Consider the following 15649-nt stretch of genomic DNA (forward strand, 5'->3'; position numbering starts at 1 on the left):
GCCGAAACGCGCGCCCAAAAGCGCGCCGCCGAAACGTCGTATGGCGAACACGCAAATCAGGATGCTTTCGAGATCGTAACCGGAATCGATTTGTACGCCGGCGTGCGGCTCTTGTCGGCAAAGTCCTCGAGCGAGACCAGCACGTTGGCTTCCGGGAAGTACGCTGCCAGGCAGCGCCGCGGAATCTCGTACGCCACCAGGCGCAGCCCGCGCAGCGAGCGTTCGACTCCCCCCGAGCGGCTGGTCACGTCGACGCGCGCGCCGTTCTCGAGCCCGGCGTCGCGGATGTCTTCGTCGTTCATGAACAGCACGTCGCGTGCGCCTTCGATGCCGCGGTAAAGATCGTCCAGGCCGTAAATCGTCGTGTTGAACTGGTCGTGGCTGCGGATCGTCATCAGCAGGAACTCACCGTCCGCGAGCGTGCGCCGGGTCAGCGGATTGATCGTGAGACGCGCGCGCCCGTCGGCCGTCGCAAAGCGGCGCTCGCGCGCTCCGTTCGGCAATCGGAAGCCTCCGGGCTCCTTGACGCGCTCGTTGAAACGCTCGAAGCCGGGAACGACGCGCTCGATGCGCTCGCGGATCCGGTCGTAGTCGGTGATGAGATCACTCCACGGCACGCGGCTTCGCCGTCCGAGCGTCGCGCGCGCGAGCTCCGCGACGATCGCCGGCTCGCTGCGAAGGCATTCGGACGCCGGCGCGAGCACGCCTTCGGAGCGATGCACCATGCTCATCGAATCCTCGATCGTCACGTACTGGCGCGCGCCGTCCTGTTCGTCGCGCTCGGTTCGGCCGAGCGTCGGCAGGATGATCGCTTCGCTGCCGGTCACGACGTGCGAGCGGTTGAGCTTGGTCGAGACGTGCACGGTCAGCTCGCATCGTTCCAGCGCTTCGGCGGCGCGAGCCGTATCAGGTGTCGCGGACGCGAAGTTCCCGCCCATGCCGACGAAGACCTTGACGTTACCGGCGAGCATTTCGCCGAGCGCGGCGACCGTATCGAAGCCCGGCCGGCGCGGCGACGTGATGCCGAACTCCGCATCGAGCCGGTCGAGGAACTCCGGCCGAGGATCTTCCGTGATTCCCATCGTACGGTCGCCCTGGACGTTGCTGTGCCCGCGCACCGGGCACACGCCGGCGCCGGGACGGCCGATGTTGCCGCGCAGCAGCAGCAGGTTGGTGATCTCGCGGACGTTGGCAACGGCATGCTGGTGCTGCGTAAGGCCCATCGCCCAGCACGCGATCACGCTCTTCGCGCCGATGTAGACGTCGGCTGCCGCCTTCATCTGCGCACGCGTGATTCCGCTTTCCTCCTCGAGCTCTTCCCAGGAAACCGCGGCGACGTGATCGCGAAGCTCCGCGAGCCCGCTCGAAAATTCGTCCAGGAACGCATGGTCGAGCACGTTGCCCGGCGAAGCCGCTTCGGCCTCGAAAACGTGCTTGATGATTCCCTTGAGGAGCGCGATGTCGCCGCCGATCCGCACCGGAATGTAGAGATCCGAAAGCGACGTGCTGCGGCCGAGCAGCTCGAGCGGCCGCTGCGGATTCGAAAACCGCACCAGGCCCAGCTCACGCAGCGGGTTGATGCTGACGATCTTCGCGCCGCGCTCTTTGGCCTTCTGCAGCGTGACGAGCATCCGCGGATGATTGGTTCCCGGATTCTGCCCGACGATGAAAATCGCATCGGCCTTCATGAAATCGTCGAGACCGACGGTGCCCTTGCCGACGCCGATCACTTCGCCGAGACCGGTGCCGCTCGATTCATGGCACATGTTCGAGCAGTCGGGCAGGTTGTTGGTGCCGAACTCGCGCGCGAAGAGCTGGTAGAGGAATGCCGCTTCGTTGCTGGTCCGGCCGGACGTGTAGAAGACCGCCTGGTCGGGAGACGACAGGCGCGCAAGCTTCTCTCCGATGCGGCGGAACGCTTCTTCCCACGCGATCGGCTGGTACCAGTCGCTGCCGGGCGCCTTGCGCATCGGCTGCGTGAGGCGTCCCTGGGCTTCGAGCCAGCGATTGTCGCGGCTGCGCAGCGACGAGACGGAATGCTCGCGGAAGAAGTCGGCGTCGATTCGCGAAAGGGTCGCTTCGTGCGAGACGGCTTTCGCACCGTTCTCGCAGAACTCCGCGAACGAGCGGTCGCCGGGGTCCACCTCGGGCCACGCGCAGCCCGGACAGGCGAAGCCGCCGTCCTGGTTGATGCGCGCGAGCAGTCTTGCTGTGCGCAGCGGACCGGTTTCGAACGCCGTGCGGCGCAGCGTACGGAACACCGCGCCGAATCCGGCGGCGGCGCGGCTGTCGTCGCTCTTGTCGCTCATGATTCTCCGGAGACGCTCATCGCAGTCTCACTGGACGGCTGCCATTCGGCAGCGCCATGCGACGGCTGCCACGGCAGCCTCATGGAAGAACCCGCCATTCGTGCGAGTACACGTTCATCGCGTCGCCGCGCACGAATCCGATGACGGCAATTCCCGACGCAGCGGCCAGATCGATGGCGAGCGACGACGGCGCCGAAACTGCGGCGACCACCGGAATGCGCGCGGCCAGGGCTTTCTGCACGATCTCGTACGAGACGCGTCCCGATACCATCAGCGCGTGCCCGGACAGCGGCGTGAGGCCGCGCGACGCTGCCCATCCGACGACCTTGTCGACCGCGTTGTGGCGTCCGACGTCTTCGCGCACCACGAGCACCTCGCCCTCGGCATCGAAGAGACCCGCAGCATGCAGCCCGCCGGTGCTGCGGAACGCGTCCTGGAGCTTTGCGAGACTTGCCGGATAGCCGCACACGACCGAAGAGCGGATCGTCGTCCGGTCGTCGTCGAGCGGCGGCGCCGACGACAGCACGTTCTCGATCGTCGCCTTGCCGCAGATGCCGCAGCTGCTGCTCGCATAAAGATTGCGGCGAAGCCGCGCGAGATCCACTTCGACGTGCGCAGCAAGCACGATGCGGATCACGTTGTCCTCGGATTCGGGGTTCGAGACGGTCGAGCAGTGGCGGATCGACAGCACGTCTGCGGGTGACGACACGATCCGCTCGGTCATCGCAAAGCCGAGCGCGAGCTCCTCGTCGTGGCCGGGAGTGCGCATGACGACAGCGAGCGAGGCCGGCCCGAGTTGGATCTCGAGCGGCTCCTCGCATGCAACGACGTCGGCTTGCTCGCGCACGATTCCGCGTTCGATCGTGCGCCGGACGGCAGGCCGCACCTCCGGTGCGAAGGAGCCATCGGGATCGGCGGGGCGGAACGTTGCGGGACTGCGCATTCGATTTCCGCGATCGCGGGGTGGTGGTGCCCGTGAACGCGGCGCGAGACTAGCAGAAACCCGCGTGCGTGGTCAGGCGGCGACCGGTGGGGTGCCGGTCGCCGGGATCGGGCTCAGGAGAAGATGCGCACCAGGATCATGACTTCGCCGACGACCGAGACGGCAAAAGCGATCGTGCGCAGCACCGGAATCCCCGCGATGTAGATCGCGGCGTGCGCGACCCGCCCGACGAAGAAGATCTGCGATCCGAGCGCGGTCGTCGCGTCGGCCTTTCCGGCGACGTGCGCGACAAGGACCAGGATCGTGAACACGGGGAGATTCTCGACCATGTTTGCGTGGGCGCGGCGCCCGCGCTCGACCCAGCCGGGCACGGTAAACGGTGTGTCGCGATTGCCGAAGCCCCATGCCAGTCCGCCCGGCAGTCGCGAGAGGCCGAAAACGCCGACGTTCGGAATCAGTGCGCAGAGCAGGCCCGAATAAACCAGCATCCAGAGATCGACAGTCATGGATTCCTCCGTGTGGACAGTGTCATTCGCGGATGTGCGCGGCCGGCCGCCGCGGCCGACGGGAGCCGCGGCGCACTCATGCGCGTGGTGGAGTGAAGATCACGCGGGACACGGCTGCGTCAACTCCTGCGGGGCGCGGCCGGTGCGGACGCAGATTCGCGAACGGAGACCCGCCGGGAGAAGGTCCCTTCGCAGCAGGCCAAACAATGCAATACGAGGGCTTCCGACACACCGGCGTCAGGGATAATGTCCGCCGACTTTTTCGAGAAGAACAGGGGTTGTGGCGATGAGTGAGGAAAGCGGCCGCATTCAGCGGCCGAGGGTCGAAGCCCTCGACGAAATTCTGGGAGTTCCGCTCAAGGTGCTCGACGACGGCTTCGTACGCGTCGTCGACTACATGGGCGCCGACGAATCGATCGTGCAGGCTGCGCGCGTGTCGTACGGCCGCGGAACGCGCAAGGTCAGCGAAGACCGCGGGCTCGTGCGCTACCTGATGCGCCACTGGCACACGACGCCGTTCGAGATGTGCGAGATCAAGCTCCACGTCCGCGTGCCGATGGACTGCTGGCGGCAGTGGATCAGGCATAGAACAGCGTGCCTCGCGGAGGGGACGGAGATCTACTTTGATCTTCCGGGAGGGATCCGCCGACAGGGCAAACAGCTCTACAAGCTTCGGATCGAGCAACTCTATGAGCGGTTCCAGGCAACACGGAACACGACGCGCCCCGACAAGCAGCGGGATCCATACTTCCGTCGTGATCGCGTGAAGGGGATGCGACTGCGACAAGTCGCAGAGGACAGTCTAAGAATTCAGCACAATCGCGTCGTCGATGTGTTCAAGAACGGCAACAAGCCGGTCTTCGCGATGGTCCTTGCAGATGGGAAGCGCATTGAGGCAACGAGGGATCATCGGTTCCTGTTCGCAGGCGGTTGGTCGACGCTTGCCGAGGCGTGCGGCCTGGAAGAGAGAAAAGGCAACGTGTACTGGAACGAAGGCGAGTACTACCTCTACGTGAATGGCACGCAGGCCGAGGTTCACGAACCGCACAAGGATCGCGCGTGGCTAGACCAGCAGTACAACGAGTTGCAACGTAGTATCGACGATATCGCGCGCGAGTGTGGTGTTTCGTACCATACGATTCGCAAGTGGATCCGCATCTTCCATATCCAGCATGCAAAAGGCGGTCGCTCGAAAAAGCCGTGGAACGCCGGCCGCTCGTATCGGCTCGGACCGCGCACGCTCGATGCGGCGTGGCGAGAATCGAATCAGCGCGCGAGGGCAGGCGAAGCGTCCAACTTCTGGCGTGGTGGGATGTCCTCGGAGAGAGAGAACATCGGGCGGTGGACCACACAGCGGGCGCGATTCATTCATGAACGCAACGCTTGGACCTGTCAGCTCTGCTTCAAGAAGGCGACAGAACCCCACTGCCACCACATCGTCCCGGTCTGGGCCGACCTCAGTCTCGCACGCAACGACGACAATCTGACAACGCTTTGCGCGCCTTGCCACCAGTCGATTCACGGCAAAGAGCTCGACCATGTCGAAGCACTCAAGGGGCCGCCGGTAAAAGATGAGTGGCGTGTGCGGCGACCACGACGATCGATGAAAGTCGAAGTCGCCAAGCTCATGCGGATAGAACGCTTCGAGTATGTGGGGGAGAAAGAAACCTACGACATCGAGGTCGAAGGTCCATTCCACAATTTCATTGCGAACGGGATCGTCACGCACAATTCCGTCAACGAGCTGAGCACGCGCTACTCGATCGCCATCGATGCGACGCAGCGTACGAGCGAAGCAGAATGGCGCGGGCAGTCGTCCGACAACCGGCAGGGCAGCAGCGGGGCGATCGATCCGATCCAGGGAAGGATGCTGAGCGCGCGCGAAGTCGAGTTGCAGGATTTTGCGCGCTCGATCTACCAGGAACGCCTGGAGCTCGGGGTCGCACGCGAGCAGGCGCGCAAGGATCTGCCTCTTTCCACGTACACCGAAGCGTACTGGAAGGTCGATCTGCACAACCTGCTGCATTTCCTGCGGCTGCGCATGGACACGCACGCACAGCAGGAGATCCGCGACTACGCGAACGTCATCGGCGAGCAGATCGTCGCGAAGTGGTGTCCTTTCGCGTGGGAGGCGTTCCTCGACTACCAGTTCCATTCGGTCGGGCTGACGCGTCTCGAGCAGGCGTTGATTCGCGCGGTGTCGAGCGGCGACAACGACGCCGCGCTTGCTGCCGCAAAACAGTTCGGCTGGCTCGAGCGCGGAGAAAAGGGCCTCAAGACGAATCGCGAACGCAGCGAGTGCGAGGCGAAGCTTGCGGATCTTGGCCTTGAGGTGCCTTGGAAGTAGCGCGGACTATGCCAGATGTGGTCTTGCGGCTCGGCCGCCGCGGTGGCAGAAACGAGGAATGGGGCTGACCTACGCAGAGATCGAGCTGAGCAACCCGCGTGAACCCGAGCGCCCGGCGATGCGCGTCGCCGCACTCGCAGATACCGGGGCGAATATGCTCTGCGTTCCGAAACACGTCGCGCTGCAGCTGAATCTCGAGACCACGGAGCACCGCCGCGTAAAGCTTGCAGACGGTCGCATCGCGAGCGTTCCGTACATTGGCCCGATCCAAGTCCGATTTGAGAAGCGCTCCTGCTTTGTCGGTGCATTCCTGATGGGCGACGAGGTCGTGCTCGGTGCAGTCCCGATGGAAGACATGGACCTCGTCGTGTCACCTCAAACCCGCGAAGTCACCTACAACCCGCAGCCCAACCGTCACAGGGTCTGACTAAGCGTCGAGCGACCGCGCGAATTCGCGCAGCGCGCGCACGTACGTCTCGCGATCCGTCGTAAATGCATCGTTGTGCCCGCCGCGAAGCTCGACGAAGCGCTTCGGCTCCGGCGCCGCTTCGAAAAGTGCCCGGCCGTGCGCGAACGGCACGAGGTCGTCGTTCCTGCCGTGCACGACCAGCAGCGGCACCGAAAGGCGGCCGATGCGCGAAAGACTCTCGTAACCGAGCTTCACGAAACGGCCGATTCCGGGCAGCGGAAACGCAGTGGCGACGACGTCGGCGATCGACGTGAACGTCGCCTCCAGCACGAGGCCCGCGCACGGGTGATGATCGACCAGCCACGTCGCGATGCCGCCGCCGAGCGAGCGCCCGACCACGACGATGGTCGACGATGCGATTCCGCGCTCCATCGTCAGGTAACGATACGCGGCGCGCGCATCCATGTAGGTGCCGAACTCGCTCGGCGTCCCTTCGCTGCGGCCGTAGCCCCTGTAGTCGAGGAGCATCGTGTTCCAGCCGACGTCGCGAAACGCGACCGCGACGTCGAGCCAGTGCGAAACGTTTCCGGCGTTGCCGTGAAGAAACAGTGCGGTCCGCGATGCATGCGCGACCGGGAGCCACCAGCCGTGCAGCCCGGTGCCGTCTTCCGATCGCAGGTCGACCTCTTCGTGAGAAAACCCGTACTGAGCCGGCGCCGCAACGAAGCCGCGCGTCGGAAAATAAAGGAAGCGTCTCTGCAGGGTCGCAAGCAGGCCCGACGACGTCTCATCCTCGAACGCCGACTCCGCCGAAGCGGCGCGGGAGTCGCGATGATCGCGCGTGGCCAATGCCGGATCCTTCGCGGATGCCGTCACGCCACCGCGGTCACGATCCAGATCGCGCCCGGCATCTCGACCCCATTGTCCTTCTGATAGTTGACGAGCGACAGGCGCACGTCGCGTGCGACCGCCGAGCGGATGTCCGGCGTCGCGCCCGAAAGCACGCGACCGAGCGGACCCATGTCGAGCACGAACGAAACCGTATCGTCGAGGTCGGACCCGCCGCCCACCGACAGATCGATGTCGAGCCCGCAGATCGCGATGTCGCGGAATCCGGCGCTGTCGAGGATCCCCGCGGTGCGGCTCGCGTCGGCAAATGCGAACGGCCCCGGTGCGTCGGGCGACGGCGGAGCCTCGATCGTGATGTGCTGGAATGCGGCCATCATCGGAACCGACATCCACGGATTCTTGTGAAGCGCCTGCCAGCAGACGAACGCGACGCGGCCGCCGTCGCGCATCGCGCCGTGCAGGTTGGCAAACGCGCGCGGCGGGTCGTCGAAGAACATCACGCCGAAGCGCGAGAACAGCACGTCGAACTTGCGCTCGAACGGGAAGACCTGCGCGTCGGCCTGCTCGAACGAAACGTTGGTCAGGTGCTCGTCGCGCGCCCGGTTGCGGGCGACTTCGAGCATCGGGCCCGAGATGTCGATTCCGGTTACGTGGCCGGAGGGTCCGACGCGGCGTGCGAGCGCGAGCGTGGTCGATCCGCACCCGCAACCAACGTCGAGCACCGATTCTCCGGCGACGAGGGTCGCGGCATCCATCGCCGCGCTGCCGATCGCGTCGAGCTGGCGGTCGAGCATCGCCTGGTAGCGCACCCATTTCGGACCGCCGACATCGTTCCAGTACGAGATCTGATCGACATTGGCGGCTTCCGGTCGGTCCGTCATCTGGGCTGTCTCCTCGCTCCGCATCATCGGGCTCTTCCACGGACTCAAAGCGGAATCCCGGACGCCGGACGCATCGGCTGCGGCTGATGCGCCCCGGGTTTGTCCGGGACTCATGCCGGGGTGTTCGCCCGACGAGTCGGAGCGTAGCGCCGTCTTGTACGAAGACGAAATGTCATTTAGGTTCCGCCGCTGCCGTCGAGGCCCGTCTGCGCACGAAGCGCGTGACTTTTTTCTCCATATCCCGCGAATTCAGCATTTCCATCAGGAGCCCCCCTCATGCCCATGCCGGACGGAATCGGCGTCATCGATCTCATGCTCGAGCTTCCCACGGACGACCGCGGGACCTGGTACGACTTCATGAAGCCGCTGCTCATGGACCACGAAAGCCGCGAGATGTTCAAGATGCCGGCCGAGTACATGTTCAAGTCGATTCCGACCGTGCGCGATTCCGACGACTACATCGGCATCGCGCTCGACGAGATGGACAAGTACGGCATCGAAAAGGCGATGATCAGCGTGCGCTTCGGCAATCCGCTCGGCGCGCGCGCCATCCGCGAGCATCCGACCCGCTTCATTCCGAGCTTTGCGGTCAGCCCGAATCTCGGCATGGAGGGCGTCCGCGAGCTTCGCCGCGCGCACGACGAATTCGGGGTGAAGGCAGCAACGGCATTCCCTGCCGGCTGCGTGCCGCAGGTCCCGATCAACGACAAGAAATTTTTCCCACTCTACGCCGCGTGCATCGACCTCGACATTCCGATCTTCGTCTGCGCCGGCGTGCCCGGTCCGCGCGTTCCGATGATGTGCCAGGACGTGTCGCTGATCGACGAGGTCTGCTGGTTCTTCCCCGAGCTTCGTTTCGTTACGCGTCACGGCTGCGAGCCGTGGACCGACCTGATGGTCAAGCTCATGCTCAAGTACCCGAACCTGTACTACTCGACGAGCGCGTTCGCGCCGCGCCACTACCCGAAGAACATCATCGATTTCGCCAACACGCGCGGAGCCGACAAGGTTCTGTACGCCGGATACTTTCCGATGGGCCTCAGCCTCGAACGGATCTTCGGCGACATGCCGCAGGTGCCGCTGCGCGACAACGTCTGGCCGAAGTTCCTGCGCGAGAACGCGATGCGCGTTCTCAAGCTCTGAAAAACGGGGACAGACACCGATTTCTCAGCGATGCGAAATCGGTGTCTGACCCCGATTTCTCAGGCGACGGCTTTTTCGATGGCTTCGAGGACGATGGCGGGCGTGAGGATCTGCGGGAGCACGATCGGCGCGCGCGATGGGTCACGCGGGTAGACGACGTAGAGCGGCACACCGCTGCGACCGAAATCGGCGAGCGCCCTGGTGATGCGCGGATCGGAGCTGGTCCAGTCGGCTTTCATTGCAACGGCTTTCGCGTCGGTCATGCGCCGCGCGAACTCGTCGCCCGAGAGCGCGACGCGCTCGTTGACCTTGCACGACAGGCACCAGTCGGCCGTGAAGTCGACGAAGACCACCCGTCCTTCGGTGCGATGCTGGACAATGGCGTCCGGATCCCACGGCTGCCAGCGCAGCGTGCCGTCGTCACGACGGATATCGGACGGTGCCTGGCGCCCGGCAGCCGTAGTCGCCGATGCTTCCTCGAATCTCGATGCCACGCGCGGTGAAGCCACCGAGAACATCATCGCGATCGACGCCACCACGCACAGCCCCGTGAGCACGGCGACGAGACGGCGATGCGCGCCGCCCGCGAAGCGCCCACCGATCCAGAGGCCGAGCGAACCGAGCAGAAGCGCGATCAGCAGCCCGAGCACGCCGTCGTTGCCGGTCTGCTGGCCGAAGACCCAGACAAGCCATGCGACCGTCGCGAGCAGCGGAAACGCCATCGCTTCGCGGAATCGCTCCATCCATGCGCCGGGTTTCGGCAGCCGTCGCAGCAGCATCGGCACGCATGCGAGCACAAGGTATGGAAGCGCCATGCCGGCTCCGAGCGCGGTAAAAACGAGGAACGTCTTCAAAGGCGGCTGCACCAGCGCGTAGCCGATGGCCGTTCCCATGAACGGTGCCGAACATGGCGTGGCAAGGACGGTCGCGAGCACGCCGCTCAGAAACGAACCGTGGTAGCCGGACGCCGAATCCAGGCGTCCGGCCGCACCGGGCACCGACGAGCCAAGCTCGAAGACGCCGAACAGATTGAGCGCCATTGCGAGCAGCAGCGCGGCCAGCAGCGCAACGAACAGCGGCTGCTGGAGCTGAAAGCCCCACCCGAGCGAATCGCCGGCCATGCGCAGCACGATCAGCACGGCGGCCAGAATCCAGAACGAAGCGAGCACGCCCGCAGCAAATGCGTATCCGTGCCGGCGTACGCTCGGCCGGTCGTGATGGGCAATGTGCACGAAGCCGAGAATCTTGAGCGACAGGACCGGGAACACGCACGGCATCAGGTTGAGGATCAGGCCGCCGGCAAGCGCGAGCACGATCGCGGCCCAAAACGTTATGCCGCCGGCGTGAGCCGCACGTGACGATTGGGCCGTACGTTTGTCCGGTGCCTTTGCAGCCACCGCGCCCTGCGAAGGAGCCTTCGCTGCGCCCGCAGGCGGCGACTCGACCGCCTTGTGCGCGTTGATGCGAAGCGCGCGGAACGGCGCCGGCGCATCCGCCGCGGCATCGGCGACGACGACCAGCTGGAGCAGCTCGGGCAGCGGCTCGCGACGTTCGTCTCTGGCGACGTCGATCGTGAATCCGGAATCGGTCGCCCGCACCGACGGCGGCGCGGACGCATCGATGACGCCGGGATCGATCGCAAAAACCTGCACGGCCGTCGCGACCGGCCTTGCTTGCGCCGGAGCGATCACGTCGACATGGACCTGGTCTGCGGTCTCGCGAACGCTCGCCGACCAGTCGACGGCCATTTTCGGGAGCTCCGAGCGGGCTTTGGCGAATGCAGCCTGCCAGCCGGGATCGATCTGAGGGGCACCCGAATCCACACGAAGGTGGACCTTGAGGTCCGCCTTGCCGGGCACGCACGCGTCCGCTCGGCAGGCGAGCCAGCGGGCCGCTGCGACAATTTCCACATCCGAGCCGGGCTGCAGCGTCGACGGTGCGTCGAGATTTGTCAGCAGCAGCGCGTCACGCTCGTAACCGTACGTTACGAATGGAGGATCTCCGAGCCGGACCGGGTGCGGCCACATCAGCTCACCGGCATGGAAACCGGGCGGAAGCGTCCACTCGATCCTGGTCGGAAGGCCGCTGTCGCCCGAGTTCTGCCAGTACGTATGCCAGCCTTCCGCGGGGCGCAGTGACAGACCGAGCGTGAACATTCCGCCGGGACGGATGGTTCGCTGCTCGCTCGCGAGCTCGGCGGTGACATTGCCGGAGCTGACCGGTTCGGCTTGTGCGACGCGCGCGAGGGCGATGGATACGCCGGTAACTGTCAGCAGCGTAAGCAGGAGCGCGACGCCGTGCGGCGCTCGTCGCATTGCCGGGCGCGCACCGGTGGCGCGTCGAGGGGGCCGATCGGGCTCAGGCATCAACATCGGGAGGGATTCGATTAGCACCGGACCAAGGCGCTCGCGAGTTGGCCTTCGGCGGATTTCCGGGAAGGCTCTTCCAAGGGCATGGACCATCCCTTAGGTTGACGCTGCTCTCCCCCGGAGGTTTCGCACTTTGTGCGAACCGCACGTTTTCTTTCGTGGCAGGCATTCGAGCGGCGATGTTTCGAGGTTTGGATGGTCGACATTCCTGACGACTACCAGGATGCACTGAGCCAGGCCGGCGTCGCGACGCTGACCGCGCTCGGTGCCATGGAAGCCGCCGCGCGCTACCTTCATCCGCCCGAGGTTCCGCAGCTGCGCAAGGCGCTCTCGCCCCACTACAAGGAGCTCGAGCGCGCGCTGTCGATCTACGCTGCGTCATCGCCGCCGGCTCCGCTTGCGGCATTTCACGCCCGCTTCCGCGAGGGTGCCGAGCTTACGCGACGCTCGCTCGAGATGTTCCTCGCGGATTCCCTCCCGCAGGAAGCGATCTTCAAGATGCTGTCGAGCCTGCGCACGTTCTGCCGCGCGCTCGAAGCGCTCTATGGGCTGCACCGCTTTCCGCCGCTGTCGCGTTACTTCGTCGAGGCTCCCTTTCACGACCGGCTCGCGGACCTGGAAACCGATCCTCCGGAGGGCGTGAGCGTCGGGCTTCACCACAGCGGCGGCGAGCGCGGGGCCGACGGGCGCGGCGGATTCTGCCTGTACGTTCCCGAGCGCTACGACGGCAGCGAAGCCTGGCCGCTCGTCGTTGCGCTGCACGGAGGCTCGGGAAGCGGACGCGATTTCCTGTGGAGCTGGCTGCGCGAAGCGAGGGGACGAGGTTTCCTGCTGGCCGCGCCAACATCGCAGGGGCCCACGTGGTCGCTGATGGGCCCCGATCTCGATTCGCGCTCGCTGCGCGCGATGGTCGCGTACATCTCGTCGCGCTGGCGCGTCGATCGCTCGCACGTGCTGCTGACGGGAATTTCCGACGGCGCCACCTACACGCTGCTCGAGGGGCTCGGCGAGGATTCGCCGTTTACGCATCTCGCTCCGGTCTCCGGCGTGCTGCATCCGGCCAACATGATGGGCGGCAACCTGGCGCGGGCCGAGGGGCGCAAGATCTGGCTCGTGCACGGCCGCCTCGACTGGATGTTCCCGGTCGAAACCGCCGAGATGGCGGCCGACGAGCTGCGCTCGGCAGGCGCAGACCTCACGCTGAGGATCATCGACGACCTGTCGCACACGTATCCGCGCGAAGAGAACGATCGCATCCTGACGTGGCTCGATCCTCGCCTGTCGCTGCCGGTCCAACACGCCGACGCCCCGCGCGAGGCTCTCCGCAATCCGGGTTGAGCATCGAACGGATCCGGTTCATTCAGGAAAAAGAAATCCTGCGGACTTTGGGAGATTGCGGCGAGCCATGGCGATCCGGCCGGTACTGACGATAGGAAATCCCCTGCTGCGCCTCGTTGCACGCGACGTGACCGGGGACGAAATGCGCTCCGAAGCGTTCGGTCAGCTGATCGGCGACATGATCGAGACGATGCATCACGAGCAGGGCATCGGCATCGCGGCGCCGCAGATCGGCGAGTCGCTCGCGGTCGCCGTGATCGAAATCGACGAGGAGTCCGTGCGCTATCCCGGGCAGGAGCCGTTCGGGCAGCGCGTCTTCGTCAATCCGAAGATCACGGTGCTCGATGCAGAGGAGCAGGGGTTCTGGGAAGGATGCCTGTCGGTTCCGAATCTACGCGGTTTCGTCGAGCGGCCGCGGCGGATCCGGGTCGACTATCTCGACCTCGACGGCACGCCGCGCGCGATCGAAGCCGACGGATTCCTCGCAACGGTCTTCCAGCACGAGCTCGACCATCTTGCCGGCGTGCTCTACGTGGACCGCATCCGCGACATGAAAAAGCTCGCGACTCTCGAAGACTACGCACGCTACTGGCGCGACGTCCCCGGCGAAGAGCACCTTCCGGACTGAAAAACCGTGAAATCGGGGACAGACACCGATTTAGCGAAATCAGTGTCTGTCCCCGATTTTCAGAAAACGGTGTCTGACCCGATTTTCGTTTCCCGGATTCAGATTCCAGTCGTCGTCTGATCGGCTACGGACAGTCGAGCGTAGTCGGCAGGCTTGCGCAGGTGCGGAGGATCTTCAGCGCATCGGTCGTGTTGACGCGGCCGTTCGAATCGACGTCGCACGTGCACAGCTCGCAAACCCTGAGACCGAGCGCACCCTGCAGCACGAAGCTCGCATTGACGACGCATCGGTCGTTGCTGAACGGATGCCCACAGGTGCGGCACGCATCTGCCGCTTCGTCGCACGTATCGCTGCACGCGTCCGTCTGCGGGCAGGTCGGGCTGCCGATGCACGCGCTGTCGACGCAGCGGTCGGCGGTGGTACAGAACAACCCGTCGTCGCACTCGTCGGTGTTCGGTGCGGCCGTGCAGGTGCCGCTGCCGTCGCAGACGTCGTCGGTACACGGATTGTCGTCGACATGGCACGGAGCTCCGGCCGGCAGATTGCACGAATCGGCAGCTTCGTCGCACCTTGCCGAGCAGGTCGGGTTCCCGGTGCATGGATCACCGGTGTGGCCGCAGGTGCCGCCGCCGCACGTATCGGTGCCGTTGCAGAACGATCCGTCATCGCACGGCGCGGTGTTGTTGGTATGTGCGCAGATTCCCGCGCCGTTGCAGAAGTCGTCGGTGCAGACGTTGGAGTCGCCGGAGCACGGAGTCGACGAGCTCGCCAGTTGATCCGCGGGGCAGGTCGCGGCGCCACTACAGACTTCGGCAACGTCGCAGTCGCCGGCGGCGGGGCGACACGTCGTGGCGCTCGAAGCAAAGCCGTCGGCGGGACACGAAGCGGAAGCGCCGCTGCAGGTTTCGGCCACGTCGCAGACCCCGGCGGATGCGCGACACGTATTTCCCGACGTGAACGAGTCGGCCGGGCAGCTCGTGGACGAGCCGGTGCAGCTCTCCGCGGTGTCGCAGACGCCGGCAGAAGCCCGGCAGACCGTAGCCGCGCTCGCGAAGCAGTTGCCGGCGGATTCGTTGCACGTGCTTCCGCAGATTCCGCCGCCGGCGCACGGGTTGCCCGAATGCACGCTGCACGTACCGCCCGCGCATGTGTCGGTGCCGTTGCAGAACACTCCGTCGTCACAGACGTTGCCGTCGCCGCCGTTGCAGGTGTTGGTGTCCTCGTTGCAGGATCCTGCGCACGGTCCGGTACCGCTGCCGCACGGATCGCCGGGGTGAACCGAGCACGATCCTTCCGAGCACGTGTCGGCGCCGTTGCAGAAGGTTCCGTCGTCGCACGGCGCAGTGTTGTTCGTATGCGCGCAGGTTCCGCGGCCGTCGCAGAGGTCGTCGGTGCAGACATTTTCGTCGGTCGAGCACGGAGTCGAATTGTTCGCCTGCGCGTCGGCGGGACACGAGGCTGAGCCGCTGCAGACTTCGGCGGCATCGCACTCGCCCGCCGCGGCGCGGCAGACAACCGATCCTGAGGCGAAACCGTCGGCCGGGCACGAGGCGGAGGCGCCGTTGCAGGTTTCGGCCACGTCGCAGATTCCCGATGCCGACCGGCAGGTGTTTCCCGACGAGAATGCGTTGGCAGGACAGGTCGCCGACGTGCCGGTGCAGTTTTCCACCGCGTCGCAGATGCCTGCAGAAGAACGGCAGACCGTGGTCGCGCTTGCGAAGCAGTTGTCGGCGGCTTCATTGCAGGAGCTTCCGCAGATTCCGCCGCCAGTGCACGGGTCGCCGGAGTGCACGCTGCAGGTACCGCCTGCGCACGTATCGGGGCCATTGCAGAACGTTCCATCGTTGCAGGGAGCGGTGTTGTTCGGGTGTGCACAGGTTCCGCTGCCGTTGCAGAGGTCGTTGGTGCACGCATTGCCGTCGCTCGT

Annotated in this window: 12 protein-coding genes; 5 read left to right on the top strand and 7 right to left on the bottom strand. The window is 65.4% G+C overall.

The window, feature by feature from the left end:
• Positions 1 to 56: 56 nt before the first annotated feature.
• The 3 genes from VN634_15620 to VN634_15630 form a co-directional block, all read right to left on the bottom strand.
• Complete coding sequence (locus VN634_15620) at positions 57 to 2309, bottom strand: FdhF/YdeP family oxidoreductase (GenBank protein ID HXC52312.1); 2253 nt, start codon at positions 2307 to 2309, stop codon at positions 57 to 59.
• A gap of 79 nt (positions 2310 to 2388) precedes the next feature.
• Complete coding sequence (fdhD, locus tag VN634_15625; protein HXC52313.1) at positions 2389 to 3252, bottom strand: formate dehydrogenase accessory sulfurtransferase FdhD; 864 nt, start codon at positions 3250 to 3252, stop codon at positions 2389 to 2391.
• A 113-nt stretch (positions 3253 to 3365) separates the two neighbouring features.
• Positions 3366 to 3758, bottom strand: a complete 393-nt coding sequence (locus VN634_15630; protein HXC52314.1) for an MAPEG family protein — start codon at positions 3756 to 3758, stop codon at positions 3366 to 3368.
• 286 nt (positions 3759 to 4044) lie between these two features.
• Between VN634_15630 and VN634_15635 the strand changes: the two genes are divergently transcribed.
• On the top strand, positions 4045 to 6105 hold the full coding sequence (locus VN634_15635; GenBank protein HXC52315.1) for an FAD-dependent thymidylate synthase: 2061 nt from the start codon (positions 4045 to 4047) through the stop codon (positions 6103 to 6105).
• Positions 6106 to 6163: 58 nt separating this feature from the next.
• Positions 6164 to 6532 (top strand): clan AA aspartic protease, encoded by a 369-nt coding sequence (locus tag VN634_15640; protein ID HXC52316.1) that lies wholly within the window; start codon positions 6164 to 6166, stop codon positions 6530 to 6532.
• On the opposite strand, the gene VN634_15645 is transcribed toward VN634_15640, so the two are convergent.
• Both VN634_15645 and VN634_15650 read right to left on the bottom strand, forming a co-directional pair.
• Positions 6533 to 7363: an alpha/beta hydrolase gene (locus VN634_15645; protein ID HXC52317.1), complete on the bottom strand. Its 831-nt coding sequence runs from the start codon at positions 7361 to 7363 to the stop codon at positions 6533 to 6535.
• Positions 7364 to 7386: 23 nt separating this feature from the next.
• Positions 7387 to 8244 carry a class I SAM-dependent methyltransferase gene (locus tag VN634_15650; GenBank protein ID HXC52318.1) on the bottom strand — a complete coding sequence of 286 codons (858 nt, stop codon included), beginning with the start codon at positions 8242 to 8244 and terminating at the stop codon, positions 7387 to 7389.
• 276 nt (positions 8245 to 8520) lie between these two features.
• Between VN634_15650 and VN634_15655 the strand changes: the two genes are divergently transcribed.
• Positions 8521 to 9387 (top strand): amidohydrolase family protein, encoded by an 867-nt coding sequence (locus VN634_15655; GenBank protein ID HXC52319.1) that lies wholly within the window; start codon positions 8521 to 8523, stop codon positions 9385 to 9387.
• A 59-nt stretch (positions 9388 to 9446) separates the two neighbouring features.
• On the opposite strand, the gene VN634_15660 is transcribed toward VN634_15655, so the two are convergent.
• Positions 9447 to 11702, bottom strand: a complete 2256-nt coding sequence (locus VN634_15660) for a thioredoxin family protein (GenBank protein ID HXC52320.1) — start codon at positions 11700 to 11702, stop codon at positions 9447 to 9449.
• Positions 11703 to 11951: 249 nt separating this feature from the next.
• Here VN634_15660 and VN634_15665 point away from each other — a divergent pair, with 249 nt between their 5' ends.
• A complete protein-coding gene (locus VN634_15665) occupies positions 11952 to 13094 on the top strand; it encodes a hypothetical protein (GenBank protein HXC52321.1) in 1143 nt (380 codons plus the stop codon).
• A gap of 67 nt (positions 13095 to 13161) precedes the next feature.
• Positions 13162 to 13722, top strand: coding sequence for a peptide deformylase (def, locus tag VN634_15670; protein HXC52322.1), 561 nt, complete (start codon positions 13162 to 13164; stop codon positions 13720 to 13722).
• A gap of 124 nt (positions 13723 to 13846) precedes the next feature.
• On the opposite strand, the gene VN634_15675 is transcribed toward def, so the two are convergent.
• A partial coding sequence (locus VN634_15675; protein ID HXC52323.1) for a hypothetical protein occupies positions 13847 to 15649 on the bottom strand: 1803 nt, incomplete at its 5' end.

Source organism: Candidatus Limnocylindrales bacterium (genome assembly GCA_035571835.1).
Taxonomy (GTDB): Bacteria; Desulfobacterota; Binatia; order UBA1149; family CAITLU01; genus DATNBU01.